At 53.1% G+C, this 20,074-nt stretch carries 31 protein-coding genes and 2 pseudogenes; 3 read left to right on the top strand and 30 right to left on the bottom strand.

Annotated elements, in window-relative coordinates:
• Positions 1–41 precede the first annotated feature (41 nt).
• From BEA93_RS18730 to BEA93_RS18680, 11 genes are all read right to left on the bottom strand, one after another.
• Entirely contained in the window at positions 42–329 is a 288-nt protein-coding gene (locus BEA93_RS18730; protein WP_000998379.1) for a putative phage tail assembly chaperone, read from the bottom strand.
• Positions 330–399: 70 nt separating this feature from the next.
• Positions 400–741 (bottom strand): M15 family metallopeptidase, encoded by a 342-nt coding sequence (locus tag BEA93_RS18725; RefSeq protein ID WP_000777017.1) that lies wholly within the window; start codon positions 739–741, stop codon positions 400–402.
• A gap of 109 nt (positions 742–850) precedes the next feature.
• On the bottom strand, positions 851–1,147 hold the full coding sequence (locus BEA93_RS18720) for a phage holin family protein (RefSeq protein ID WP_001155241.1): 297 nt from the start codon (positions 1,145–1,147) through the stop codon (positions 851–853).
• Positions 1,148–1,150: 3 nt separating this feature from the next.
• Positions 1,151–1,606, bottom strand: coding sequence for a phage protein (locus BEA93_RS18715; RefSeq protein WP_105224889.1), 456 nt, complete (start codon positions 1,604–1,606; stop codon positions 1,151–1,153).
• Positions 1,603–2,751 carry a DUF2586 domain-containing protein gene (locus BEA93_RS18710; RefSeq protein WP_032218667.1) on the bottom strand — a complete coding sequence of 383 codons (1,149 nt, stop codon included), beginning with the start codon at positions 2,749–2,751 and terminating at the stop codon, positions 1,603–1,605. Before BEA93_RS18710 ends, BEA93_RS18715 begins: the two co-directional genes overlap by 4 nt.
• Positions 2,752–2,770: 19 nt before the next feature.
• A complete protein-coding gene (locus BEA93_RS18705; protein WP_032218666.1) occupies positions 2,771–3,484 on the bottom strand; it encodes a phage virion morphogenesis protein in 714 nt (237 codons plus the stop codon).
• The gene (locus tag BEA93_RS18700) at positions 3,481–3,954 is read right to left on the bottom strand and encodes a phage tail protein (RefSeq protein WP_000192587.1); all 474 of its coding nucleotides are present in this window, start codon (positions 3,952–3,954) and stop codon (positions 3,481–3,483) included. The genes BEA93_RS18705 and BEA93_RS18700 overlap by 4 nt, the downstream gene beginning before the upstream one ends.
• Positions 3,955–3,963: 9 nt before the next feature.
• A complete protein-coding gene (locus BEA93_RS18695; protein ID WP_000459490.1) occupies positions 3,964–4,458 on the bottom strand; it encodes a head completion/stabilization protein in 495 nt (164 codons plus the stop codon).
• A gap of 98 nt (positions 4,459–4,556) precedes the next feature.
• A complete protein-coding gene (gene gpM / locus BEA93_RS18690) occupies positions 4,557–5,267 on the bottom strand; it encodes a phage terminase small subunit (RefSeq protein WP_053893967.1) in 711 nt (236 codons plus the stop codon).
• A gap of 17 nt (positions 5,268–5,284) precedes the next feature.
• Positions 5,285–6,298 carry a phage major capsid protein, P2 family gene (locus BEA93_RS18685; protein WP_105224888.1) on the bottom strand — a complete coding sequence of 338 codons (1,014 nt, stop codon included), beginning with the start codon at positions 6,296–6,298 and terminating at the stop codon, positions 5,285–5,287.
• A gap of 14 nt (positions 6,299–6,312) precedes the next feature.
• On the bottom strand, positions 6,313–7,209 hold the full coding sequence (locus tag BEA93_RS18680) for a GPO family capsid scaffolding protein (RefSeq protein ID WP_105224887.1): 897 nt from the start codon (positions 7,207–7,209) through the stop codon (positions 6,313–6,315).
• 194 nt (positions 7,210–7,403) lie between these two features.
• Here BEA93_RS18680 and BEA93_RS18675 point away from each other — a divergent pair, with 194 nt between their 5' ends.
• The 3 genes from BEA93_RS18675 to BEA93_RS18665 all read left to right on the top strand — a co-directional run bounded on the left by BEA93_RS18675 (position 7,404) and on the right by BEA93_RS18665 (position 10,541).
• Positions 7,404–9,191, top strand: a complete 1,788-nt coding sequence (locus BEA93_RS18675; RefSeq protein ID WP_105224886.1) for a terminase large subunit domain-containing protein — start codon at positions 7,404–7,406, stop codon at positions 9,189–9,191.
• Positions 9,184–10,218 (top strand): phage portal protein, encoded by a 1,035-nt coding sequence (locus BEA93_RS18670; protein ID WP_105224885.1) that lies wholly within the window; start codon positions 9,184–9,186, stop codon positions 10,216–10,218. Before BEA93_RS18675 ends, BEA93_RS18670 begins: the two co-directional genes overlap by 8 nt.
• Before the next feature lie 65 nt (positions 10,219–10,283).
• A complete protein-coding gene (locus tag BEA93_RS18665) occupies positions 10,284–10,541 on the top strand; it encodes an ogr/Delta-like zinc finger family protein (protein WP_001254197.1) in 258 nt (85 codons plus the stop codon).
• A gap of 68 nt (positions 10,542–10,609) precedes the next feature.
• On the opposite strand, the gene BEA93_RS18660 is transcribed toward BEA93_RS18665, so the two are convergent.
• The 19 genes and pseudogenes from BEA93_RS18660 to BEA93_RS18575 form a co-directional block, all read right to left on the bottom strand.
• A complete protein-coding gene (locus BEA93_RS18660) occupies positions 10,610–10,969 on the bottom strand; it encodes an RrF2 family transcriptional regulator (RefSeq protein ID WP_000974052.1) in 360 nt (119 codons plus the stop codon).
• 11 nt (positions 10,970–10,980) lie between these two features.
• Positions 10,981–11,268, bottom strand: a complete 288-nt coding sequence (locus BEA93_RS18655) for a hypothetical protein (protein ID WP_000104418.1) — start codon at positions 11,266–11,268, stop codon at positions 10,981–10,983.
• A 14-nt stretch (positions 11,269–11,282) separates the two neighbouring features.
• Positions 11,283–11,597 (bottom strand): plasmid partitioning/stability family protein, encoded by a 315-nt coding sequence (locus BEA93_RS18650; RefSeq protein WP_105224884.1) that lies wholly within the window; start codon positions 11,595–11,597, stop codon positions 11,283–11,285.
• Between the two features lie 4 nt (positions 11,598–11,601).
• Positions 11,602–12,561 carry a plasmid segregation protein ParM gene (locus BEA93_RS18645; protein WP_089552824.1) on the bottom strand — a complete coding sequence of 320 codons (960 nt, stop codon included), beginning with the start codon at positions 12,559–12,561 and terminating at the stop codon, positions 11,602–11,604.
• A 76-nt stretch (positions 12,562–12,637) separates the two neighbouring features.
• Positions 12,638–15,460 (bottom strand): replication endonuclease, encoded by a 2,823-nt coding sequence (locus BEA93_RS18640; RefSeq protein ID WP_123057419.1) that lies wholly within the window; start codon positions 15,458–15,460, stop codon positions 12,638–12,640.
• Between the two features lie 6 nt (positions 15,461–15,466).
• Positions 15,467–15,832: a hypothetical protein gene (locus BEA93_RS18635; RefSeq protein ID WP_012906211.1), complete on the bottom strand. Its 366-nt coding sequence runs from the start codon at positions 15,830–15,832 to the stop codon at positions 15,467–15,469.
• Positions 15,833–15,904: 72 nt separating this feature from the next.
• Positions 15,905–16,135: a derepression protein gene (locus tag BEA93_RS25785; RefSeq protein WP_105224883.1), complete on the bottom strand. Its 231-nt coding sequence runs from the start codon at positions 16,133–16,135 to the stop codon at positions 15,905–15,907.
• Between the two features lie 47 nt (positions 16,136–16,182).
• Positions 16,183–16,446 (bottom strand): annotated as a pseudogene (locus BEA93_RS25780) (ash family protein); the annotation flags it as partial.
• A gap of 27 nt (positions 16,447–16,473) precedes the next feature.
• Positions 16,474–16,620, bottom strand: a complete 147-nt coding sequence (locus BEA93_RS18620; protein WP_000548496.1) for a hypothetical protein — start codon at positions 16,618–16,620, stop codon at positions 16,474–16,476.
• A 67-nt stretch (positions 16,621–16,687) separates the two neighbouring features.
• Positions 16,688–17,518 carry an SPFH domain-containing protein gene (locus tag BEA93_RS18615; RefSeq protein WP_000713810.1) on the bottom strand — a complete coding sequence of 277 codons (831 nt, stop codon included), beginning with the start codon at positions 17,516–17,518 and terminating at the stop codon, positions 16,688–16,690.
• Positions 17,515–17,718, bottom strand: coding sequence for a hypothetical protein (locus tag BEA93_RS18610; RefSeq protein WP_001036813.1), 204 nt, complete (start codon positions 17,716–17,718; stop codon positions 17,515–17,517). The genes BEA93_RS18615 and BEA93_RS18610 overlap by 4 nt, the downstream gene beginning before the upstream one ends.
• A pseudogene (locus BEA93_RS18605) lies at positions 17,715–17,858 on the bottom strand (hypothetical protein); the annotation flags it as partial. The gene BEA93_RS18610 and the pseudogene BEA93_RS18605, both read right to left, overlap by 4 nt.
• Before the next feature lie 71 nt (positions 17,859–17,929).
• Positions 17,930–18,133, bottom strand: a complete 204-nt coding sequence (locus BEA93_RS18600; protein WP_000985154.1) for a hypothetical protein — start codon at positions 18,131–18,133, stop codon at positions 17,930–17,932.
• 23 nt (positions 18,134–18,156) lie between these two features.
• The gene (locus BEA93_RS18595) at positions 18,157–18,573 is read right to left on the bottom strand and encodes a hypothetical protein (protein ID WP_105224882.1); all 417 of its coding nucleotides are present in this window, start codon (positions 18,571–18,573) and stop codon (positions 18,157–18,159) included.
• A gap of 92 nt (positions 18,574–18,665) precedes the next feature.
• Positions 18,666–18,779 (bottom strand): hypothetical protein, encoded by a 114-nt coding sequence (locus tag BEA93_RS25100; protein WP_000021655.1) that lies wholly within the window; start codon positions 18,777–18,779, stop codon positions 18,666–18,668.
• Positions 18,776–19,018: a DUF4754 family protein gene (locus BEA93_RS18590; RefSeq protein ID WP_029392134.1), complete on the bottom strand. Its 243-nt coding sequence runs from the start codon at positions 19,016–19,018 to the stop codon at positions 18,776–18,778. Before BEA93_RS18590 ends, BEA93_RS25100 begins: the two co-directional genes overlap by 4 nt.
• Before the next feature lie 11 nt (positions 19,019–19,029).
• Positions 19,030–19,308, bottom strand: a complete 279-nt coding sequence (locus tag BEA93_RS18585) for a hypothetical protein (protein ID WP_001560992.1) — start codon at positions 19,306–19,308, stop codon at positions 19,030–19,032.
• A 10-nt stretch (positions 19,309–19,318) separates the two neighbouring features.
• Positions 19,319–19,660 carry a DUF4761 family protein gene (locus BEA93_RS18580; protein ID WP_000813365.1) on the bottom strand — a complete coding sequence of 114 codons (342 nt, stop codon included), beginning with the start codon at positions 19,658–19,660 and terminating at the stop codon, positions 19,319–19,321.
• 18 nt (positions 19,661–19,678) lie between these two features.
• Entirely contained in the window at positions 19,679–20,005 is a 327-nt protein-coding gene (locus tag BEA93_RS18575) for a Cox family DNA-binding protein (RefSeq protein ID WP_001001391.1), read from the bottom strand.
• Between the last annotated feature and the right edge of the window lie 69 nt (positions 20,006–20,074).

Raw genomic sequence — 20,074 nt, 5'->3', positions numbered from 1 at the left:
CCGGGTCAGGTCATTGCGATCAATGGCCCCCAGATGGCTTTTTATTTTTTTACGGTGATTTCCACTTCCGGCACAAACTCGTTATTCACGGCTGTTGCCAGGCTGGCCGGCATTCCTGGTTTTTCCAGCAACTGGTTCAGCAGATCGCGGTGCTCTTTAATCACGATACGGCGCAGGTAGTTTTTCAGCGGCGCGATTTTGTTATCCGGCATGAAGTCGTTCTGCAGGTCGTTGTAGGCTTTTACGGTCGGGATAAACGTCAGTTCATGCTCGCCGACCTGTAAAGTGATGGTGTTCTCTGCGGTAGTCTGTGTGTTTTTATCGTTCATCATCATTTCCTTTTAAAGTCAAGAATAAGAGGGCTTAATAAGCCTGCAGGAAGGCTTATTAAGCGTAAAATCAGCGCACGCCGTCGTGCTCAAGGCTGAAATGATTGCCATCCGGTCGGTTTTTAAAACGACCGCCCCATGCGCCACCAAGGGATTCCCAGTACTCGCCCAGCTCACGGTAGGCCTCTGTGCGGGTCTGATATTCACCGTTAATAAACAGATTAAAATCCACGGCCAGCCGCTGGCAGTGCAGGCTGTTGGCAATGCCGGATCCCTTTTGTGCGTTGAGTTTTGCCTGTTCTGGCGTGCGGTACGCCTCACCGAACGTCAGGCCATAACCGCGCTGATGGGCAAACTGGATGAGTTTTCCGATCATGACGGTAAATTGTTGTTGCTTATCGGAGAGTTTCATTTTTACTCCTTATGAGGTTGCTGAGGTTTGCGCAGCCAGTACCACAGTGCCCGGATAATTTTCCAGGCAATGGCGGCAGCTTTTTGTTCCCTGCGGGACAGCATTGCTGTTACTCCTCTTTGTTCTCTTTCTCGCCCAGCTTCCGGCGCATATGACGCAGGAAGATTTCAACAATCTGGTAACCGGCAACGCCCATTGCGGTGCCTGCGCCGGCAATGGCCAGTGGGTCAAGGTTCGGGTAGCGAACCAGCAGGGCAGCGGCAGAAACACCCAGCGCGCTCCCCAGCAGGGTTCGGCCCACAAACAACCGCAACGTAATCGGCTCTGCGCCAGCCAGCACCCGACTTGCGGCAGCGATTCCGCCCAGAATACCCAGAGTGATAATGGTGCGCTCATGCTCCTGCATGGTTCACCCCATCAGTCCGCGCACGTCGTTCTCTGAGAGAACGGGCACGCCGTTGATACGCACAAAGTCAGGGCTTGCCACCACGTACTTGATTTTGTGCGTGGTCAGATCTGCGCTCTCGGTGTCAATGCTTAACAGGCCGGAAAGCATCAGCTCACAACCGAAGGCTTCAACGCGGATTTCTTCGGTTCCCGTGTTGGCGTAAAACACAAAATCCATTGGCGGCAGGTCACGCCACGATCCCTCCTGAGCAGCCACTTCCCCGAGCTGGTTAAAGCTGCGGGTACTCATTTCGATTTCACCTTCGGCACTGACAGGGCCGCGCAGTTTGCCGTCAGGGATGCCACGGGTTTTGGCAACGGCGCTTTCATCGCTGATGTCCAGTGAGATGCTTTTCACATGGATATCCGTTCCACCGATAAAAGTGTCAAACGCCATGCCGTTAATGCGGGTCGTCATGCGTTTTCCTCCAGAGATTTATCCAGCTGAATGCCCACTTTGATGGTTTTAGGGCAGGCGTAAGGGCGGACGACAATGCTGATGCTGACCGTCTTTTCGTCCTGCCAGGTGATAACCACGTCGCCTTTCCGGGGCGATTTCACTTCGCCCGGAAACGTGATGCCGTTAATTTGCATGGATTTCGCCATGGCACGCAGTGGGCGGGCAAACAGCGTTTCATGTGCGGCAATGCTGCCCGGCGTGCTGTTCAGCGAGCGGTCGGCAATCTTGGGGATGGCCATCAGCCGCACGCGGCGCGCCACCTTATCAGCAATGCGGACATGCTCAATGACGTTGTAGTCCCCGCCTTCCACCTCAAGTGTTACACCGTCAGCCCAGTAAAGGCCGTCATAGTCGGCATACCACATGGGCACGCTGTAGCGGGCGGTTGCCAGCGCCTGCAGAGTGTCGAGATCAATTGCCTGCCCTGTGCTGTCTTTCGGGCGTTCTGTGGTTTTCAGTGCGGACAGGGGCCCGGTTGCCACACGTGCCGGACTGTCAGCAATGGTGACGGCGCTGTTACACAGGCGACCGGCAAGAACGCCCGGTTCAAATCCAAAAATCTCCGGAACCAGCATGACCTGCGGGGCTGCAATGCCTTTCTGTAGTGCGGTCAGTTCGGCAACGTATTCCGCCCAGGTTTTACTGTTGTCGTTGGCGGCGATGGTCAGGATGAACCAGATGCGGCGCTGATATTTATTGATGATGGTCTGACGTAACGCCTGTATGGCGTTGATGTCATCCTTCGTGCTGACCGGCTCGGTGATCACCACGCCTTCAACTGAAACAGTTTCCTGAGCCGCCAGTATGGCGTTCTGCCATACCTGGCAGGCTGGCGTTGCTTCTTTGCCTTTGCCGGCTTCCGGCAGAACGGCAACATAGAAAAAGGCATTCTGTCCGGCATTGGTCAGTGCAGACTGAAGGAAGTTCTTCAGCGGGCTGGCGTTCTTTCCCAGTAGCTCATCCAGATCGCTGTTGGCATTAACCGGCAGAACCTCACCTTTGTTGTTTTGTGCATTGCCCACAAACAGCAGCGTATTTTCCACGCCGTCCGGTGAACTGCTGAATGTGTTGTACTGTTCAATCGTGACAGATGGCCATGTCATGGTTTGTCTCCTGATTTTGTTATCTCGTGCCGCCGTAATGCAGGCTACGCAGCTGCGCTTCCAGAATGCGGGCAAATTCAGCATCGCTGGCTCCCAGAAATGCGCGGGAGGGGATTTTGATTTCCCATACACGTTTTTTCTGCTCGCCTTTCAGAATGCTGATCACCAGTCCGGCCTGCGCCATACTCATGTTTTCCATAATCCATTTCAGGGAAGGTTTTCTGCGCCCCCTGCGCCCGGTCTTTTTGCTGACTGCGCCGACGGGGGCGCGAAAGCCCAGAGAAAGAAGGCGTTCTGCCTGCCGTCGTGTGGCGGGACGGGTGCGCATGGCTTCGCTGTCCCGGCGCTTTGTGGCGCGGCCTTTGATGGTTGCGCCGTGCTGTTGCACCCACGCGACCGCCCCACCATGAGAGCCGGTGTTGTAAGCCCCTTTTTTGAAGAAAAGGCGGACACTTTTCCCGCTGCCGTCAACCCTGATGGCCAGCAGTTTCGGCAGTCCCAGCAGCATTTTGTTTTTATACCTGCCGCTGGCTTTATCCGGTCTTTTTCGTGGTGCCCAGGCTGCCCCCTCCGGTGTTCGCTGTGCTTTCACATTGCGTCGTGCAGCCGGTATCAGGCCGTATTTCGCAATGCGAACCAGCAGCTTTCTGGCCTTTGCCGGCGGAAGTTCTGCCTCTCTGATGGCGCGACGAACCTGCCGGAGTTGTGACTCGTTAATCACTGGGCGCGTCATGGCATCACCTGACAGTGAAGCTGATGCGCCTGAGCCACCCAGATTTCAGGCTTTTCCAGCTGGTAACGTTTCCCGCCTCTGGGGATGGGGCCGTTTTCGTCCTCAACCAGGGTGATGGGATCAACCAGCGGCAGACTGATTTCCAGCCATGCCACTTCATTTTCATCATCCACTTCGACGTCAACGGCTGGCGCATCCGGTGCCAGGCGCTGGCGCAGGTCGCCGCCGTTGTCTGCCAGCCAGGCTTCAACCAGAGAAAACACCAAATCCGGATTGAGCTGACGATAGGGCCATGCGTCCCATCGCAGAAAAGCCGTATATTTTCGGACCTGCGTACATAACTGCCCGTGCCCCAGCGACTTCGTAAACGGAACGAGCGTGATGTCGTCCATGTCACTGGTGAACGGAATGCGTGCGCGTGCCGGCAGATTGTTTTCAATGAATGCCGTCAGGCTGGCGAGTTGCGTCATACCATTTCCTTAATCAATCAGCGCGATGGATGCACGCGGTCGGCCCAGCAGCGCCCGCACCGCCATGGCCGCTTCAGCCAGCAACGTCCGGCGGCTTTCGCTGGCTTCTGATGATGGCTGCGCCTCGCGCCGCCCCACGCTGGCAGATTCCGGCAAAAGATCGGCCTTTGCGCGGGCATACACAGCCTTGGTGTACAGTGCTGTAATGTGGTTCTGCATCCGTTCAGGTTGTGCATCCGTATTGCGCGGCTCTGGTTGCAACACGGTGTAACCCGGAATATCGGCGGCCCGGATGTGGCCCTGTTCCTGCCAGTATTCACGGCGTGCAGCCAGTTCAGTGTTAATCTCTGTTACCGCGCAAAGCAGTGCCGTCAGCACCGTTTCGTGTGACGTGACGGCGGGGATGCTGCGGCTCTTTTCAAAATCGCCGGCATCAATATCCGGCCAGAATCCATCGTTCTGAATAATGGCCTGCTGATAGTGAATGCTTTTCCCGTCAAACATGCTCACTCCGGGGAAAGGCGGGCTGACCGGTTTCCGCAGTGTGCTGATGGCTTTTGCCGGCACACCTCCACCGCGCCCGCCCGGTTGTTGGGAGTCGTTTACGTGCCCTGCAACGCGCGCAGTCTTGCGGCAATGCGCTGGCGCAGGGTTTTCACCTGAATTTTTGGATGCAGCCAGGCAGCCCGTTCCAGACACTGGTCGGCCTGTTGCAGTCTCTCCGGATCGTTAATTGCACTGGCCAGCGGTTTACCGTCATCGCCGCGCAGCAGCAGGACGCCTGCAAAGCGCCAGTAGCGGGCAGCAAGGCGTTCATTCACGCGCCATTTGTCACGGATTTTTTCAAACACCTGCTGAAAATATGGCGCGATACTGTTCCCACGTTCAGCTTCGGTTTCTGCCCATTCAAGAATGAAATGGGCCACAAACGTTGGCAGCTCGCTTTTGAAGTTCTCCGGCGTCTTTTGCCCCTGCTCAATGGCAATGTCAGCCCACCGCAGCGCCATCTCAAACTGCCCGGTATCGAACAGCCAGATGATGCAGTACACCAGAATGGGATTCTGATAGACGCGTTCCCCCTCCAGATAAGCCTGTGCGTGTGGCAGCCAGCGGGGCAGCAGCGTGTTCCGTTTGAATTCCAGCTTGTCAGACAGCAGCTCCATGTTGTGCAGTTGTCTGATGTCGTTATCCAGTGCCAGCAGCTTAATGTGCTGACTCTCTGTGCTGATGGCGCTCCCGTCCGTTCTGGTCATGAGCGCCGCACGGCGCTCATCCATCTGTCGGGCACGTTGTCGCTGCATTGGCGTTGGCATACCGTGCGCTCCGTTTATCAGGCGATGGTGACCGCAGACTCATCTACGGCAGCATATAAATCCGGATCGCCCAGGGCGTACCCCTCGTAACGCCAGTATGAGTTTTCGAACTGTTTGCGATCGCCCACATCTTCTGCCTTGCGGCGGCGGGAGCCTTTCAGCGTCAGGATCTGCAGGTTTGGCAGCATGGTCACCACCATACGTTTGCCCGGCATAAACGGCGGAATGATGGCCTTGCGGCCTGCAATGTTCTTTGTCAGCAACTGTGCGGCCACTTTTTCGGTAGGCTTATCCTCTTTGTTGTAGAGGCGTAGTTCTTCAGCAGCCACAAGGTCTGCGCCGACCAGTACGGTAAGTCGTGGGTCGTTGTGATACTGTGCCGGGATGTAAGTGCGGATCAGGTCTGAGGCCATGGCATCAAGACCGACATAATCGCCGCCTTCGCCCAGGGTAACGGCGTCTGTCAGAATACGGGAGGTATTGCCGGGCTGTTCTCCCCACTTTTTGGCGATTTCATGCCAGCCGATGTTGACGTCTTCGCCGTTCGGGTGACTTTCCGGGTCAGAGTTTTCCGCTGCTGTTTTACCGTTAAAGCCAATGCGCAGCATATCCAGCGCAAAGTTGGTGACGGCGGCGGAGTTCATCAGGTTGAAAAATTCCTGCGGGCTGCCGGCATTCGCCCAGATGGCGAGTTGTTCCCAGGTGATCACGCAGCAGGAATCAGTTTCAACGAGTTTAAATTCGTTGCCTTTGATGCCCGAACCTTTAGCGAAACGACCGCTTTTCACGCGACCGGTGCGCAGTGTGGATTCGCCCACGGCGACGACCTGCCCCTGCGGGTGCGGAACGTCCATGCAGGTGATGAAACTCAGAAACTCCGTGCTTTCCAGCAGGGCTTTACGCAGAGCAATACTGCGTGGCTCGGTCAGCGAAAAGAAACGATCGCTTGATTTCCCGCAGTCACTGAATGTTTTTTGCAGTTCGCTGATGTACTGATTAACCAGCTTTTGTGCTTCTGGTGTCATGTTCATTGCGTTCTCTCCGGTTACACCAGGTTAAAAGTTTCGCCACCGGCCGGATTGTTGCCCGGCAGCTTCGTGGCGTCCTTGCTGAGTTCAGCAAATGCGGTTTCCATACTGGTAACCTTCTCCGCGATGGCGTTCACTGTGGAGAACAGCTTTTCGCCCTGCTCGGTGGTCAGCGTGAAGGTTTTGTCGTCCTTGTTGTTCTGTTCTGCGTTGTCCTGCCCCTGAACGCCGGTGCTGCCTTCCGGCTTGTTATCACCGGTATCTTTCGAGGCATCCTTCGCGCTGAACTGCGCGACGTTTTTTTCCAGCTCGTCCAGGCGTTCACTGGTTTTATTAATGGCACCCATTAACTGGCTGAACTGTTCTTCGTTCATGGCTTGGTAAATTCCCTGTTGGTGATTGTCAGATGAGAAGAAGCGGGAGAAGAAGTTGCGTTTGGCCTGCTCATCATCAGGCTGCAGCGTAAAATTCAGCGCCTCTGCGTTGCCCATATGGATGGCTTCCCCCATGGAAAACTGCAGGCGTGTAGTGTTAATGCTGGCTGGGGTATCCGTCACGGCGATACCGGACACAAAGAATTTGCCCGTGCCCAGATAGTTTTCCCGCACTTCAATGGAGGTAAAAAGTTTCTGCCCGGCCTTATTGGCTTCAATCAGGAAGCGATTTGGGATCAGGCGTGCTTTAAGCTGCACCTTTTCACCAAATTTTTCGACTTTCAGGGCATCAACAATGCCGTAGTTATTGGTGAAGGCACGCCATCCGGAATCGGCGTGATATGGCCAGAGCATGGCGGCTCGCTCGTCCGGGTTGTAAACCTCGGCGGCATCCGTCAGCCACTTCGGTTCAATTTCCCGACCGTCGATGGTGGGGCCTGATGTGGCAACCACAACCCAGTCTGTTTTCTGCTTCGTCATCTGAATTAATCCGCTGATAAAAATTAAACTGGCGTTATTTAACGGAGAAATGAAAACGTCGTCATCTGATTAATTTCCGGTACTTTCGGATATGCGCATATATCCGAAAAATACCGAAAAGCGATATTCGTTTTTAAAAAAGCCTTTGCTGAAAATGCATAAATTAAAATTGCATCAGCAGGTGAGGTTTATTTATGGCGTATTCTGATGAGGTGATTGCTGCTGCAAAATCGCTCTATCTGAAAAGGCACACACCAAAAGAAATACAAAAGAAACTCGGACTGAACAGCCCGCGAATTGTTTATTACTGGGCGACAAAGTTTGAGTGGTACACGCAGCTCAATACGGAAGGTGTGGAGGATGTTATCGCCCGGCGTCTCGCTGTACTGGCGGAGCGTGACCATAAAACGCCGGAAGAACACGATGAACTCGACCGCCTGATTGGTCATCACGTCAAACTAATGTCGGTCAGAAACAAGCACACGGAACGAATGGCTGAGATTGCGCGAATGGGAGTGGACATCCCCCAGCCTGGCCGTTATGGAAAAGAAGAACGCGGAGAAAAAGGTGCAGGTAAGAAAGAGCGTCCCCGCAAAACTAATGACGTTTCCGGACTGACTGCTGAAAGTTTTGAGCCGTTTACGAAAAAGTTGTTTGCTTATCAGTTGCATCTGCGTGAAAACAAATTCCGCCGTGTACGCAACCTGCTTAAATCCCGCCAGATTGGGGCGACGTATTACTTCGCGTTTGAGGCATTTGAAGATGCAGTATTAACCGGCGACACACAGATATTTTTATCGGCATCAAAACGTCAGGCCGAAGTGTTCCGTACTTATATTGTAAAAATTGCACAAACAGAGTTTGGCATTCCCATTAAAGGCAATCCGGTTAAGTTAAGTAATCTGGCTGAACTGTATTTTCTGGCGACCAACAGTAACACAGCGCAGTCAAACAGCGGCCACCTGTATATTGATGAATACCTGTGGATCCCCGGTTTTCGCCGTCTCAATGAAGTGGCATCAGGGATGGCCACCCATAAACACTGGCGCATTACCTATTTCTCCACGCCGTCATCCAAAACACACCAGGGTTACCCGTTCTGGTCTGGCGATGAATGGCGCAAAGGCGATCCGAAACGAAAAGGGGTTGAGTTTCCGTCCTTTGATGAGCTGCGCGATGGTGGGCGTGAATGTCCGGATGGTCAGTGGCGCTATGTGGTTACGCTGGAAGATGCCATTGCCGGCGGCTTTAACCTTGCTGACATCAACGAACTGCGCGAGCGATACAACGAAACAGCGTTCAATATGCTGTTTATGTGTGTGTTTGTGGATGACAAAGAGAGCGTCTTTAAATTCGATGATCTTGTGCGTTGTGGTGTTGATGTCAGTACGTGGGAGGATTTTCACCCGGAAGAGCCCATGCCATTTGGTAACCGTGAGGTTTGGGGCGGCTTTGACCCTGCGCGCTCCGGCGATAACGCCACATTTGTTGTGCTGGCACCGCCGCTGGTTGCGGCAGAACGATTCCGCGTGCTGGAAAAACACCACTGGCGCAGCATGTCATTCCAGTTTATGGCAGAGCGTATCCGCAGCATTAAGGCACGCTATAACATGACGTTTATCGGCATTGACGTCACCGGTCTTGGCTACGGTGTCTTTGAGCTGGTTCAGGGATTTGCCCGCCGTGAAACAGTGGCCATTCATTACAGCGTGGAATCCAAAAACCGCCTGGTGATGAAGATGCTGGATCTGATTTACGCCAACCGTATTGAGTGGGATGAGGAAGCTACGGATATTCCGGCATCGTTCCTGGCCATTCGTCAGGAATCCACCAACAGTGGCAATAAAGTTACTTTTACCGCCGAACGTAGCGAAGAAACCGGGCACGCTGACATCTTCTTTGCCATAGCTCATGCCGCAAGTAATGAACCCCTGAACTATAAGCACAAGCGCAAATCAACATGGATCCTGTCAGATGAGTAAAAAGAAAAAATACCCCGTGTTACACGATGGCGTGGCAAAAAAAACAGCCAGCAAAATGACGTTTATTGAATTTGGTGACCCGGAGCCGGTCGCTGCATGGGGCTGTTATTACGGCTCGCTCTGGGATGGCTATAACGGCTGGTACACGCCGCCAATTGAGCGCATGGATCTCGCCATGTTGTCCAATATCGCACCGTATCACGGCGCGGTATTGCGTGCGCGCGTCAATATGATCATGCAGGGTTTTCGGGGTGGTGGTGGTATGACACACGCCGCCATGGCGGCAGCAGTAACCAATCTGCTGATATTCGGGGATATGGGGTTGCTTAAAGTGCGCAATGGCTTCGGTCGAGTGGTGCGCCTGCATACGTTACCTTCTCTGTACCTGCGGCGTAACAACGAGGGGGGCACGGTGATTGTGCAGGCAGCACTGGAAGATCTCGTTTATCAGCCAGGCGAAGTGGTGTTCGTGGCCATTTATGACCCACAACAGCAGGTTTACGGTGTCCCGGATTATATTCACGGGATGGAATCCGCCATGCTGAATGTGGATGCCACCCGCTTTCGCCGCAAGTATTACAAGAACGGCGCACATCTTGGTTATATCCTGTATTCCACTGACCCGGACATGGATCCCGAGCTCGAGGCGGAATTCCGTAAAAAGATAGAGGCGTCAAAAGGGGCGGGCAATTTTAAATCCATGTTTATCAATATACCGGGCGGAGACAAAGAAGGCGTTAAGGTGATCCCTATCGGGGATTCAGGTACAAAAGATGAGTTCCTGAATATAAAAACCATCAGTGCCCAGGATCAGCTCGTTGCGCACCGTTTCCCACCCGGACTTGCCGGCATCATTCCCGCAAATACGGCCGGGCTTGGTGACCCACTGAAATCCCGCGAGGCATATTACAGGGACGAGGTTATTCCGATGCGCCGCCTGATCATGGAGGGAATCAACAGTGACCCGGATATCAGGCGACTGGGGGAGGTGAAATTTATTCTTGAATTTGATGAGCCCCCGGAGTGATGTGCGACATGCGAAAAGAGCAGGTAAAATCAGCAGCAGGAAAACGCTGCTCCGGGAGGTGGAAAATGCGCAGACAAAAAGCGCGATGTTTTTGCTGTGGTGAACGCGCAGTGATTGAGAAGACCTTCTGGAAAGATGATCGCTTTGCAGATGTTTATTACCGTTGCACCCGTCTCGAGTGTGGGCACACCTGGGTGATGAACCTGACCTACTCGCACACACTGGTGCCCAGCGGGCTGGAGAATGGCGTGTTAAAGCTGTTGATTGAACGAATGCGCCCGGAAGAAAAACAGATGGCGCTGGAGTTGTTGCAGGCCGGATAGCTGACGCGCTTCGCTTGTCCAACCCGGAACGGGCGCACAAAGAATTTGCGCACCCGTTCCGGGTTTTCTTATTCAATGGCAGACAACTGATAATTTGTGTCTTCCTGCAGGCTGGTTAAAGAAATATTATCCAGTGCAGCCAGAATAACGTGCTGTGTATATAATCCGGAACATTTCATTGCCCGGACAATATCACCAACACTGTAATTTTCTTTTGTTGGGATATATCCACCACCCGGGCCGCGTGTGGCTTTTACCAGGCTACTTTCCCGTAAATATCTGAATATTTGCTCCAGATATGACAGTGAAACGGTTTCTTTGCTTAATTGCCGGAGCGAGATTGGCTTTCCGGTGTACTGTTTCACAAATTTAATCATTACCATAACTGCAACTGATGCACGCTGGCTTCCGGAATTATCTTTCATCATGATTACTTCCATTAATGGCATAAATTGATGGAGCGGGTCAGTGAATAAAGAGGCAATACATTCCATCCCTTAGAGCGCCAGCTGTCTGCAACATCTTTACTTCTTGTTATCGCCGGTATTCCAATAGGATTATTTGCGTGCATCCATGCCACTGGCTCTGCTTCCAGTGATGCAAGTGCGATTTCCAGTGCGATTAACATATTGTGATCGTCTTCATCAAGACCGAACGGGATGTCTTCGCGCCACGATTTAAACTCTGTGATTTTACGTTGTAACCATTCTTTGGTAATGGTGGACATAGTTACTCCTGTTTTCACTTCGGGAAAAACGCCTGAATATTCTTTTTCACCTGCTGCATATGGGAGGCGCTGTCTGCTGCTGGTTGCGCAGGTTTTTCAGGCTGTACTGGTAGCGGTGGCATCCGTATTTCGTCTTCTGACCATTCTGCCAGCGAATACGCCAACGCGGGGGTGCGTTTTATAAGAGCCAGTCCAGCCAGAAAAGCCGCGCGTTGTGCGCGGCTGCGTTCGGAGGCTGGCAGGCTGTCGAGGTAACTGCACGCCTCCCGTTCGCTCTTGACGACGGCGGGCTTCAGATAGAAACTTATCCGTCTGGTTGGTGTCGTCATTGATTTACTCCTTGTCCATTGCGTACAGCCCATTAACCAGAGCAAACTGTGGCACCCCGTCCGCGATGAAAGTCGCATTAACTCCGCAGGCTTCGCGGATAGCGGGTGCCACAATCTCCGCTCCTCCACCTACAACCATCACCCGCCCGTAACCCGAAAAACCCGCCAGCGCGCGGATCACGCGTTGTTTCAGTGTTTCCTCCTTTTCACGAATAACTGCCATCAGGCTGGCGTAATGTGCGTTATTGTGGATGTGCTGGCGCAGCCAGGCTTCATCGTGGCGATGTTCGATAATGGTATTAGCGATGTGGTGACTGGTACGCATACCGTTGGTGGCCATCACCGACAGCACGGCATCGGCCATCAGAGAAACGCCTACGTGTGGATCGCAAAACACCTGGCTGATACCTGCCAGTTGTCCCTGAACCTTTGCCACATCCAGCGTGGTTCCGCCCAAATCCACAATCAGCAGGGATTCAAACTGACTCATGTCAGCCAGTGCCTTAAAGCCAGCCGGAATGGATTCAGGCATAACCCGTACGTTGCGGATAGTGAATGCCTCACTGTTCTGATACTCCACCGGGCGCATAACGTTCGCTTTTTTGCGGTTGATGTTGGTCATATCCGGCTGGGCGTTTGTGTCGAAATACTCGCTCAGTGGCAGGGTGACAACCACATCCACTTCCTGTGGTGTGATACCTGATTTGACCAGCGCGTGATGAATGGCAATGACATTCACATCGCTGTACTGGTATTGCGTGTCGGTCGTCTGGACAAAGCGATCGCTGACCGGATCAAAACCATAGCGCACGCCATCAAGCATGTAGTTTGCGGGCTGCGTGCCACCGAACGGCGCAGACCATTCCGACTTGAAGCTGTTCGGGCTGATGGCGTTGCGGCGTTCGCCGTTCTCAGTCCATGCCAGCTTGATGTTGGTGGAGCCGTCGTCGATACAAATTTTCATGTCGATTTTCCTTATGTTGGTTAATTAACCGTTTACGGGATTCTGAAATCCCGCTTTCGCCTGTTTTGTGCGCGCTTCATATATCGCGGCGCGTTTTTTGCTCATTTACGGGATTTGTAAATCCCGTTTTTGTCTGTTTTTTGTTTCCACTGGTCAGGCCACCCCGCAGCAGGTTTGCTTTGCGGCGGGCGCGTTCAGTGGTTTCACTGATTCTCTGTGCGTGCTCTGCGTCACGGATGGCGCGCAGCATGTCAGAAAGCACGGTAACGGGTGTTTTCATGGTGTTCTGGTCTTGCTGAAGTGTGGATGCCAGGCGTGCGGCGGCTTCGGGGTCTGATGCCCCCAGCTGTTCCAGATAGCTGGCGACCGGGTTATGACGGATCTCCGTGCTGCTTACGCCGTGATTGCGGCTCAGGCGCTGCCAGAGCTGCGTGATTCGGCTGTCCGGGCGGGTATCCGGTTTGCGTACAATTTCAAATCCCTGCGGTGCAATGATGCTGCCGTCAACGTACAGGCTGCCGCCCCGTAACAGGTGCTGCATCTGCTGTTCACCGATATGCAGGCCGAGAGATTCAGCAGACTCCCGCCATTCTTTAGCGAGTAACTCGTGGTTATCAGGCAAAGGCTGTGGCTGTTTGCGGCTCTGTGTCCAGTTCTGCATTTCATCGCTGCTGTTTTTTGCCTGTTTGTCACGAAGCGAACGCATCAGCGCCCGGCGTTCGTGCCGTTTCAGTGAGCGCATCCATTCATTTACTTCAACGCCGTCAGGAAGCTGCGGCCACGGTGCTGGCCGTTCTTCCGGCTGTTCTGTCCCGTTGTTGTCCGTTTCCTGTACACGGGGACAGTTATTGCCACGAGTCCAAGGGGCGGCAGGGCCGCCCTGAAGGTCAAAACCATTTTCGCGGGCGCTGTCTTTCGCTTCCGGTTTGCGTCTTACCAGCTTCCAGTTATCCTGATGCGTGCACACACGGGAGGATTCCCCGATGAGTGGCGACCAGATCCCGTAAATCTGTACACTCTGTTCGCCGTAATCGTTCAGCTCATCGGCGAGGTCGTAGGCGGTGCGAATCAGGTAGTCTTTGCGTGGAACAAGTACGCCGCCCTGTTTTTCAATGTAGGTGGCAAAACACCCGGCATCAGCGGCAGCAAGAACCGCATCCATTGCGTCATCCTTCAGCCGTTGCGGGCCTTCCGGGTTGCGTGCCATCTGGCTGGCAAGGCGGCGGAGTTCACGCCACACCTGACGGGAGGGAATGCCAAAGAACTGGAACTGGCGGACCCGGTGAAGGCGCGCCCAGCCGATGGCGCGCTCCACGCTCTCGGCCATTGATTTACCTGTTTCGTGGTCAACGCGTGGCTTGCCCGTTTTCGGGTCGATGCCATCCACGGCACGGCTGTCCAGGTTTTTCCCGATGTAGGTGGCGATGTAGCTGGTCGGTGTGCCTTTTGAGCCGTCGACGTGCTCCGCCTTAAAGCGTGGGGTAATATCATCACCCAGCTCGTGACGATCTTCCTGAATGGCAATATCGCGGGTGTGGGACACAATGGTGTCGATTTCTTCCGGATGAGCAAAGACCATCATATGCCAGTGCACGGTGCCGTCATGGTGAGGCTCCACCGTGCGGATGCCATACCAGCGCAGGCCGTCGCGGTTCAGTTTCTTGCGGACCGCCGCAAAAAACGTGTTAACCAGGTAATCGCTGGAGTCGCGCATGGTGGCCCCGTTCCATTTGGGATTCGGATGACCGTTCTCTGTTGTGGCGTGGTATTTTGACGGGCAGGTGACAGTCAGAAACACCGCTTTGTCGCCACGGGCTTCGGCCAGAAGCTCCAGCCCCTTCATGGTGGCCATCATTTCTGCCTTACGGTGAACCGGGTTACTTACTCCCGCGTAATACACTGTCTCGAGATCAATCGTGAACCCGTCTTCGTTTTCCAGCATGAAACTTTTCAGGAAATCGCGTGTTTTCTCGCGCTGTGCGCGAAACTCGCTTAACGCGTCCTGGCTCAGATAGGGAGATGTTTTTCTGGAAACCAGACAGGCGGCGCGGAGTTGTTCTTCCCGCCACTCGCAACGTAACAGCCACAGTTTGCGTTTCCACCATTCTGCACAGGTCAGGCGAAGGATTGCGCCCGGCAGCAGCTCCGTGTCCGGTTCGTTCCTCCGGTCTTTGTCTGTTGTCAGTGCGTCATAATGTGGAGGCATGGCGTGCAGGTGTAACGCCATGCGGGCCAGCATCTGATACGCCTTCAGGGTTACATCCATGGTCAGCTCGCCATCGGTCGCGCCAAAGCCATCGCAGAGTTTTTCGAAGGTGCTGCTGAACATCGCCGCCGTCATGGCGGCCAGCGTCTGTATCTGGTGTTTGTTGAGCTGCGGCAGGTAAAGCAAATCATCCAGGTGTTCGCGTCCGGCAAGGGAGCGATAACCCGGTGTCAGCCAGCGGTGGTCGGTGCGATCCAGACGTTCGAATATTTTGCGCAGGGTTCCGCGCGCGTAGCGTTCAGCCTGCCAGCTCTTTTTGCCTTTCCGGCGATCAGCTTCCTGTTTTTTGCGCAGGAAGGAGAGGTGGCGAATAAGCGGATCGCGCAGATAGGACGGCAGCAGGCGGAGCGAGGCCATGGCTTCATCCACCGCGCCGCGTGCCTGTTTTCTGGCGTCTCCTGCCAGTGTGATGGTTTTGTCCTGTTTTTCCTGTGCGTCCAGGCTTTTATTAATCAGGTTGCCCAGCGGCGTGGCGGAGAACGCCGCATCAGCCATTTCCTGGCGGCGCTCGTTCTCTGCCCGGTAGGCATCCAGCCAGGAGGAAAGCGCGGATTCAGGTGCGGGGATCCCCGTTCCTTCACGCCCTACTGCGTGGCGCGGTTGTTGCCAGTCCCTGATGAACTCTGTCGTCATAGTGATTTACTTCGTCATGCCATTCAGGGTGTCGCGGCAGACGGCAGCCAGCCGCTGAATTTCCAGCACGGTGTCTTCTGTGTCGGCATGGCGATGTGTGATGCGGATGCTGTCGGCAATCACATCGACGATTGCAGAGGATGGGCGCTGGTAAATGCCAATAACGGACGGGGTGCCACCTTCAATGCGGTAAAGCCTGTAATTTCCCTCGTGGCTGTCAATCATGTAGCGACCATCAATAACAATCTTTCCGTCAGCGAGCTGCGGTACAGGCAGGGATTTCAGGTACATGTCATAACGTTCACGTACGCGAACGGCAAGATCACGCTCTGTGTTGAGCAGGTATTCAAGAAAGTCGTTGGCGAGAATCATTGCGGCAATCCTCTTGTTACAGATGTGCGAAGGCCTCCCGCCGCAAGGTGCAGGAAAGGCCCGGAACAGGAATTAATGGAGTTTGTTTTGCTGCTGGATGAGCTGCTGAAGCTCGCGCAGATCATCCGCCAGATAACTGAAAACAGCGGATGAGTAGAGGTTTGAAAGTTCGCAGCTACGCTCATGCAGCATATTGATGTGCATGATTTTAGCGACGCGGAATGCGCGGGAAAGTCTGCGGTTGATTTCAGTCTGGATGTGACGACGCTCCGCGATAGCGCGGAGCTGTTTGCGGTTTGCCATGGAGTGGCCTCTTTGGTTGTAAGTTTTGAAAACTCACCATCCAGAGCTGCGAAACTGTGGGTGGCGAGACGTACGGGGTTCGCAGTACCGGCAACCAAAGAACCCGGCCCGACCGAAGTCGGCCCCGTACGCCCCGCCATAATTCGTGTGCGAAAAAGACGTGGCAATACAGTACGCACAAAAAAACCGCTGGCGCGGTTGTGCGCTTTGGTTGTCAGCAGGCTGCGAAACCCGGCACCCGTTTTATGAGGTGCAGCGGAAATGTAACCTGACTGATTGCGGCATGGCAAGCGGTTTTTTTGTGTATACATGGGTTAAGCTTCTGACAGTGACACGGATTACACGGCGTACAGGCCGCGAGCGTGACACCACACTTCAAACATTCGTTTCACAATTTCGCGGCAGTAGTAGCCATCAACATCCCTTGTCAGGTCATAGCGATTGCCGTAACGCTGGCGCATCCATCGTTCAAAGGCTTTGTGCATGTTCTGTCCTCTGGCTTTTTGTTTATTCGTTATATTTTCGGCCAGCGGTTTCACTGGCCGGGTTGAATTACTTCACCGGAACAAACGGAACAGCGGTGTTACTGGTCATGTATTGCGGTAGCGTGCCGTTCCATTTGTTAATCGCTTCCAGCTCCATAACGCCGGGATTCTGGCGCAGAGCTTCACCGCGTAAACGAATGGCGTCGGCTTCAGCCTGGGCTTTTGTTCGAATGGCATCAGCCTGTCCGGCAGCTTCTGCGCGCAGCATGTTGGCTTCTGCTTCGCGTTGCTTAACTTCCTGCTCGCGTTGCAGAGTTTTCTGGTTTGCCGTGACTTTGGCATTAATGCTGTCGATAACGGTTGGCGGGTATTCCGGCTTACCCACATAAGAGAGGCTCATTACCTGAATGCCGATAGGTGTCATTTCTGCCTGAATGTCTTTAAGTGCTGAATCCAGCAGTTCAGACTTGCCACCGTCGATAAATTTATCGGTGGTCATTTTGCTGGCCAGTCGGTTGAGTGCGTCGGCGATCTTCTGGCGCAGGTCGGTGTCGGTAATGTCATCCACGCCTTTGCGGTAGGTCTGAAACACAGTGGTAACTTTGGATGGATCAACCTTGTAGGCCACACCGATGTGATAGCCGATGGTTGTGCCGTCACTCATCTGGAAGCTGAACGGCTCATCGTAGGTCTTCATTTGTTTGAAGGTCGGGAAGATGTAAACCTCGGTATTCCAGCCAGTCCAGTAGCGGCCAACGCCAACCACTTCGCCAACGCCTTTGTCGTCGCCCAGCTTGTTGACTTTGATGCCCACATTACCTGGCTCAACGCGATCGCAGCCAACCAGCAGGATGGCGGCAAAAAGCGGGAGAATCTGAAAGGGTTTGAATTTCTTCATTGTTTGATTTCCTTGATGTACTTACTGAAAAGGCGAACAACGCCTGCCGGGTACAGCATGGCAATGAAAATGCCCAGCAATACCAGGAAGGAGCTGTCTGATGAAATCATTCGGGGGAGTAGTCCTGCATACAGAATGAGAGAGACGAGGACGCATACCAGCGCCCACATGTATGCGCGAAACCAGGTCTTTTTGTTCATGTTGATTGCTCTCTTTTGTTATTCAGGAAAAAGTCAAAAACGTTATCGATGCGCATCATGAGTTCGCGCTGCATCGCTTCTGGCGTTTCCGGTTCGCCTGGCGACCCCAGCGTTGCGCAGAAATCAGCGATCTCGTGCTGAATGAGTTCTTTCAGCGTCGGTAAGGAATTCATGTGTGTGCGGCGATGCCTGCGTGTGATTCGCCTTCTGCTCATTTACGATGCTCCTGTACCTGTCGGATAAGATTCACCCGCGCCACGTTGGTGGCGCAGAAATAAGTGCCGTCAGTGAGGTAGATGTGGTGTGCATCCTTTTCCGAACGATGTTTGTCGATAGTGGTAATCAGGCGTTCGTCGACCTCGTATTCGCGCCCTCTGGAGGTAAAGCGAACGACGGGAAAATGCTTAATTGCCATTGCGCCCCCTTTGTCCGGTAACCCTATGCGTTAAATACGGCACGTTGCGCGTCATCAATGAATACAGCTTGAGAGCGTTCTATCAGGCGGAGATTTGTCAGAAGCTCTGACTCTTTTGTGTGGTAAGGCGTTATCAGGTATTTGCCGTGCAGTTCGGCAATAATGGTGTATCGCAGCATCATTGCTGAACCAAGAATATAAATGCAGCGTCCAATGCTGGACGGATTCATGGTTGCAACTGTTGACTGTGTTTTAAGAGTGTCGATTTCTTTGCTCTGTTCCTCAATAACTTTGGCTGCTTCAGAGGTGGCTATTGCGATGGTCAGTGCGTAAAGCGCTGCCATATGTTGATTATCTTTCTGGGCTGCCCTGGACAGCTTGTCTTGCTCTGCTGACACTATTTTTAATGTATTGATAATATTTTTTTCTTTTGCGTTCATTTTATATCTCCGTTATTTACGTGTGCGAATACCTCCGCGAATGCGGATAGTTTTCAGGTTTTCGGGTTTAATCTGGTGTTTTGTTTAATCTGTTATTTGTCAGTGAAAAAGCGTTCAATCTTTTTTACTGAATGAATAATTCGCATAATCCCAATGGCGCAGGCCACCGAAATAATCAGAACAAGCCATGAGATAAATATACTCATGCAATATTCCCCAGTTTATATGGCTCAATATGGTCCCCGTTTTCTGCGGCGCAGACGAGTATGGAAAGCTCGTCGAGCGCGTCCGGGTCGTCAATGTAAAAAGCTGTGTCGTATATACTCTTGATGGCCCTGGTCAATGACTCTCGGGCTGCGAGTTCAGCATGAGTGCCTGATGCGCTTATGCGAAAATGAAAGCGCTCAAGTGCTTTATTGACGAGAGTTTTATATTCTTTATCCATCGCAACGCCCTTTAATCTGCCTTTTGAATTTCAGCTTCTGAATCCATGCAGATAATTTCGATATAGGGTTCATCGCCATTAACCTGACGTGCTTTTTCAGCTTCGCTAATAATTTCGCGCACGGTCTGGTACGGAAGTTCCACAAACAATCGCGTGCCGTTCAGATAAAGGTAAGTAGCCACATCTTTTGCTGCCGGGACTACAGCATCAATAGCCGATGCGCGTAATAACAGTTCACCGCGAAAATCAATAAAACGGATAAATACACCTTGTGCATGCTCTTTGGTCATAAAGCACCTGTTATAAATCAGCCTGTTTAATAAAACTTTGCCCGCGAAGCAGACGATCAACCGTGCGTAGTGCTTCGTATAATGTGAAATCCTGCCCGAACTGATTGTCGCCGCAGCTCAATGCAAAAATGCGGTTTCCGGTAAACGGATTGCGTGGGCATTTGTGAACCACGATTCCAGCTTTCTCAATCAGCCAGGCATGCTCGCCGATTTGTTTTACTGGGTAGCCATCCGGCGTTGCGTGTGTATCACTCAGGCTGTAGCGGATGTTGCTGCGTGATGCACTGGTAGCGAAACGGTTAGCGTGGCGTTCAGCACCATTACGAAAGCGTGAATTACGTTGCTGTTTCATATCAAAACTCCCTGCATCTCATGCAGCAAAATTAAGGAAGCCTAATCCCAAATCTTCCGCCAGCTTCTTGGCTTTATTAAGCCAGTGGTTGCGCCAATCTTTACGCTCAGGAGGAAGCTGTTTCGTTGCGTCATAGACCATTTCGAGCCACTCGTTCCATAGGATGAGAAGGCGGCGTGAACTTCCTTCCTCGCCTAAAACTTCACGCTCAGTGGCCAGAGGGATGAGCCGACGTTCCACCAACTTTCTTACGGCTGATTCGGTCTTGCCCGTGCGGCGGGCAAATTCATCGACGGTGATGGGGTCTGGGATCTTAAACAATGCCCTCAATAGTTCTTCATTCATGTGATAATCTCCCTGTTTGGGGTATAGGTGAGATATTTACCCCATAGTTCAACTCATTGTTTGCATAAT

This window comes from Escherichia sp. MOD1-EC5950, assembly GCF_002965345.1.
Taxonomy (GTDB): Bacteria; Pseudomonadota; Gammaproteobacteria; order Enterobacterales; family Enterobacteriaceae; genus Escherichia; species Escherichia marmotae.
This window is presented reverse-complemented; position numbering and strand designations above follow the sequence as displayed.

Coding starts and splice junctions, on each gene's coding strand:
- gpM (WP_053893967.1), bottom strand. CDS start 5,267: ATGCCAACGCCAATGCAGCGACAACGTGCCCGACAGATGGATGAGCGC.
- BEA93_RS25785 (WP_105224883.1), bottom strand. CDS start 16,135: ATGGCAAACCGCAAACAGCTCCGCGCTATCGCGGAGCGTCGTCACATC.
- BEA93_RS18640 (WP_123057419.1), bottom strand. CDS start 15,460: ATGACGACAGAGTTCATCAGGGACTGGCAACAACCGCGCCACGCAGTA.
- BEA93_RS18730 (WP_000998379.1), bottom strand. CDS start 329: ATGAACGATAAAAACACACAGACTACCGCAGAGAACACCATCACTTTA.
- BEA93_RS18650 (WP_105224884.1), bottom strand. CDS start 11,597: ATGACGACACCAACCAGACGGATAAGTTTCTATCTGAAGCCCGCCGTC.
- BEA93_RS18685 (WP_105224888.1), bottom strand. CDS start 6,298: ATGAACATGACACCAGAAGCACAAAAGCTGGTTAATCAGTACATCAGC.
- BEA93_RS18595 (WP_105224882.1), bottom strand. CDS start 18,573: ATGAACGCAAAAGAAAAAAATATTATCAATACATTAAAAATAGTGTCA.
- BEA93_RS18590 (WP_029392134.1), bottom strand. CDS start 19,018: ATGGATAAAGAATATAAAACTCTCGTCAATAAAGCACTTGAGCGCTTT.
- BEA93_RS18670 (WP_105224885.1), top strand. CDS start 9,184: ATGAGTAAAAAGAAAAAATACCCCGTGTTACACGATGGCGTGGCAAAA.
- BEA93_RS18720 (WP_001155241.1), bottom strand. CDS start 1,147: ATGCAGGAGCATGAGCGCACCATTATCACTCTGGGTATTCTGGGCGGA.
- BEA93_RS18635 (WP_012906211.1), bottom strand. CDS start 15,832: ATGATTCTCGCCAACGACTTTCTTGAATACCTGCTCAACACAGAGCGT.
- BEA93_RS18665 (WP_001254197.1), top strand. CDS start 10,284: ATGCGCAGACAAAAAGCGCGATGTTTTTGCTGTGGTGAACGCGCAGTG.
- BEA93_RS25100 (WP_000021655.1), bottom strand. CDS start 18,779: ATGAGTATATTTATCTCATGGCTTGTTCTGATTATTTCGGTGGCCTGC.
- BEA93_RS18600 (WP_000985154.1), bottom strand. CDS start 18,133: ATGGCAATTAAGCATTTTCCCGTCGTTCGCTTTACCTCCAGAGGGCGC.
- BEA93_RS18645 (WP_089552824.1), bottom strand. CDS start 12,561: ATGAAAATTTGTATCGACGACGGCTCCACCAACATCAAGCTGGCATGG.
- BEA93_RS18695 (WP_000459490.1), bottom strand. CDS start 4,458: ATGTTTGACGGGAAAAGCATTCACTATCAGCAGGCCATTATTCAGAAC.
- BEA93_RS18660 (WP_000974052.1), bottom strand. CDS start 10,969: ATGATGAAAGATAATTCCGGAAGCCAGCGTGCATCAGTTGCAGTTATG.
- BEA93_RS18675 (WP_105224886.1), top strand. CDS start 7,404: ATGGCGTATTCTGATGAGGTGATTGCTGCTGCAAAATCGCTCTATCTG.
- BEA93_RS18620 (WP_000548496.1), bottom strand. CDS start 16,620: ATGCACAAAGCCTTTGAACGATGGATGCGCCAGCGTTACGGCAATCGC.
- BEA93_RS18615 (WP_000713810.1), bottom strand. CDS start 17,518: ATGAAGAAATTCAAACCCTTTCAGATTCTCCCGCTTTTTGCCGCCATC.
- BEA93_RS18580 (WP_000813365.1), bottom strand. CDS start 19,660: ATGAAACAGCAACGTAATTCACGCTTTCGTAATGGTGCTGAACGCCAC.
- BEA93_RS18710 (WP_032218667.1), bottom strand. CDS start 2,751: ATGACATGGCCATCTGTCACGATTGAACAGTACAACACATTCAGCAGT.
- BEA93_RS18575 (WP_001001391.1), bottom strand. CDS start 20,005: ATGAATGAAGAACTATTGAGGGCATTGTTTAAGATCCCAGACCCCATC.
- BEA93_RS18725 (WP_000777017.1), bottom strand. CDS start 741: ATGAAACTCTCCGATAAGCAACAACAATTTACCGTCATGATCGGAAAA.
- BEA93_RS18610 (WP_001036813.1), bottom strand. CDS start 17,718: ATGAACAAAAAGACCTGGTTTCGCGCATACATGTGGGCGCTGGTATGC.
- BEA93_RS18585 (WP_001560992.1), bottom strand. CDS start 19,308: ATGACCAAAGAGCATGCACAAGGTGTATTTATCCGTTTTATTGATTTT.
- BEA93_RS18680 (WP_105224887.1), bottom strand. CDS start 7,209: ATGACGAAGCAGAAAACAGACTGGGTTGTGGTTGCCACATCAGGCCCC.
- BEA93_RS18705 (WP_032218666.1), bottom strand. CDS start 3,484: ATGACGCGCCCAGTGATTAACGAGTCACAACTCCGGCAGGTTCGTCGC.
- BEA93_RS18700 (WP_000192587.1), bottom strand. CDS start 3,954: ATGACGCAACTCGCCAGCCTGACGGCATTCATTGAAAACAATCTGCCG.
- BEA93_RS18655 (WP_000104418.1), bottom strand. CDS start 11,268: ATGTCCACCATTACCAAAGAATGGTTACAACGTAAAATCACAGAGTTT.
- BEA93_RS18715 (WP_105224889.1), bottom strand. CDS start 1,606: ATGACGACCCGCATTAACGGCATGGCGTTTGACACTTTTATCGGTGGA.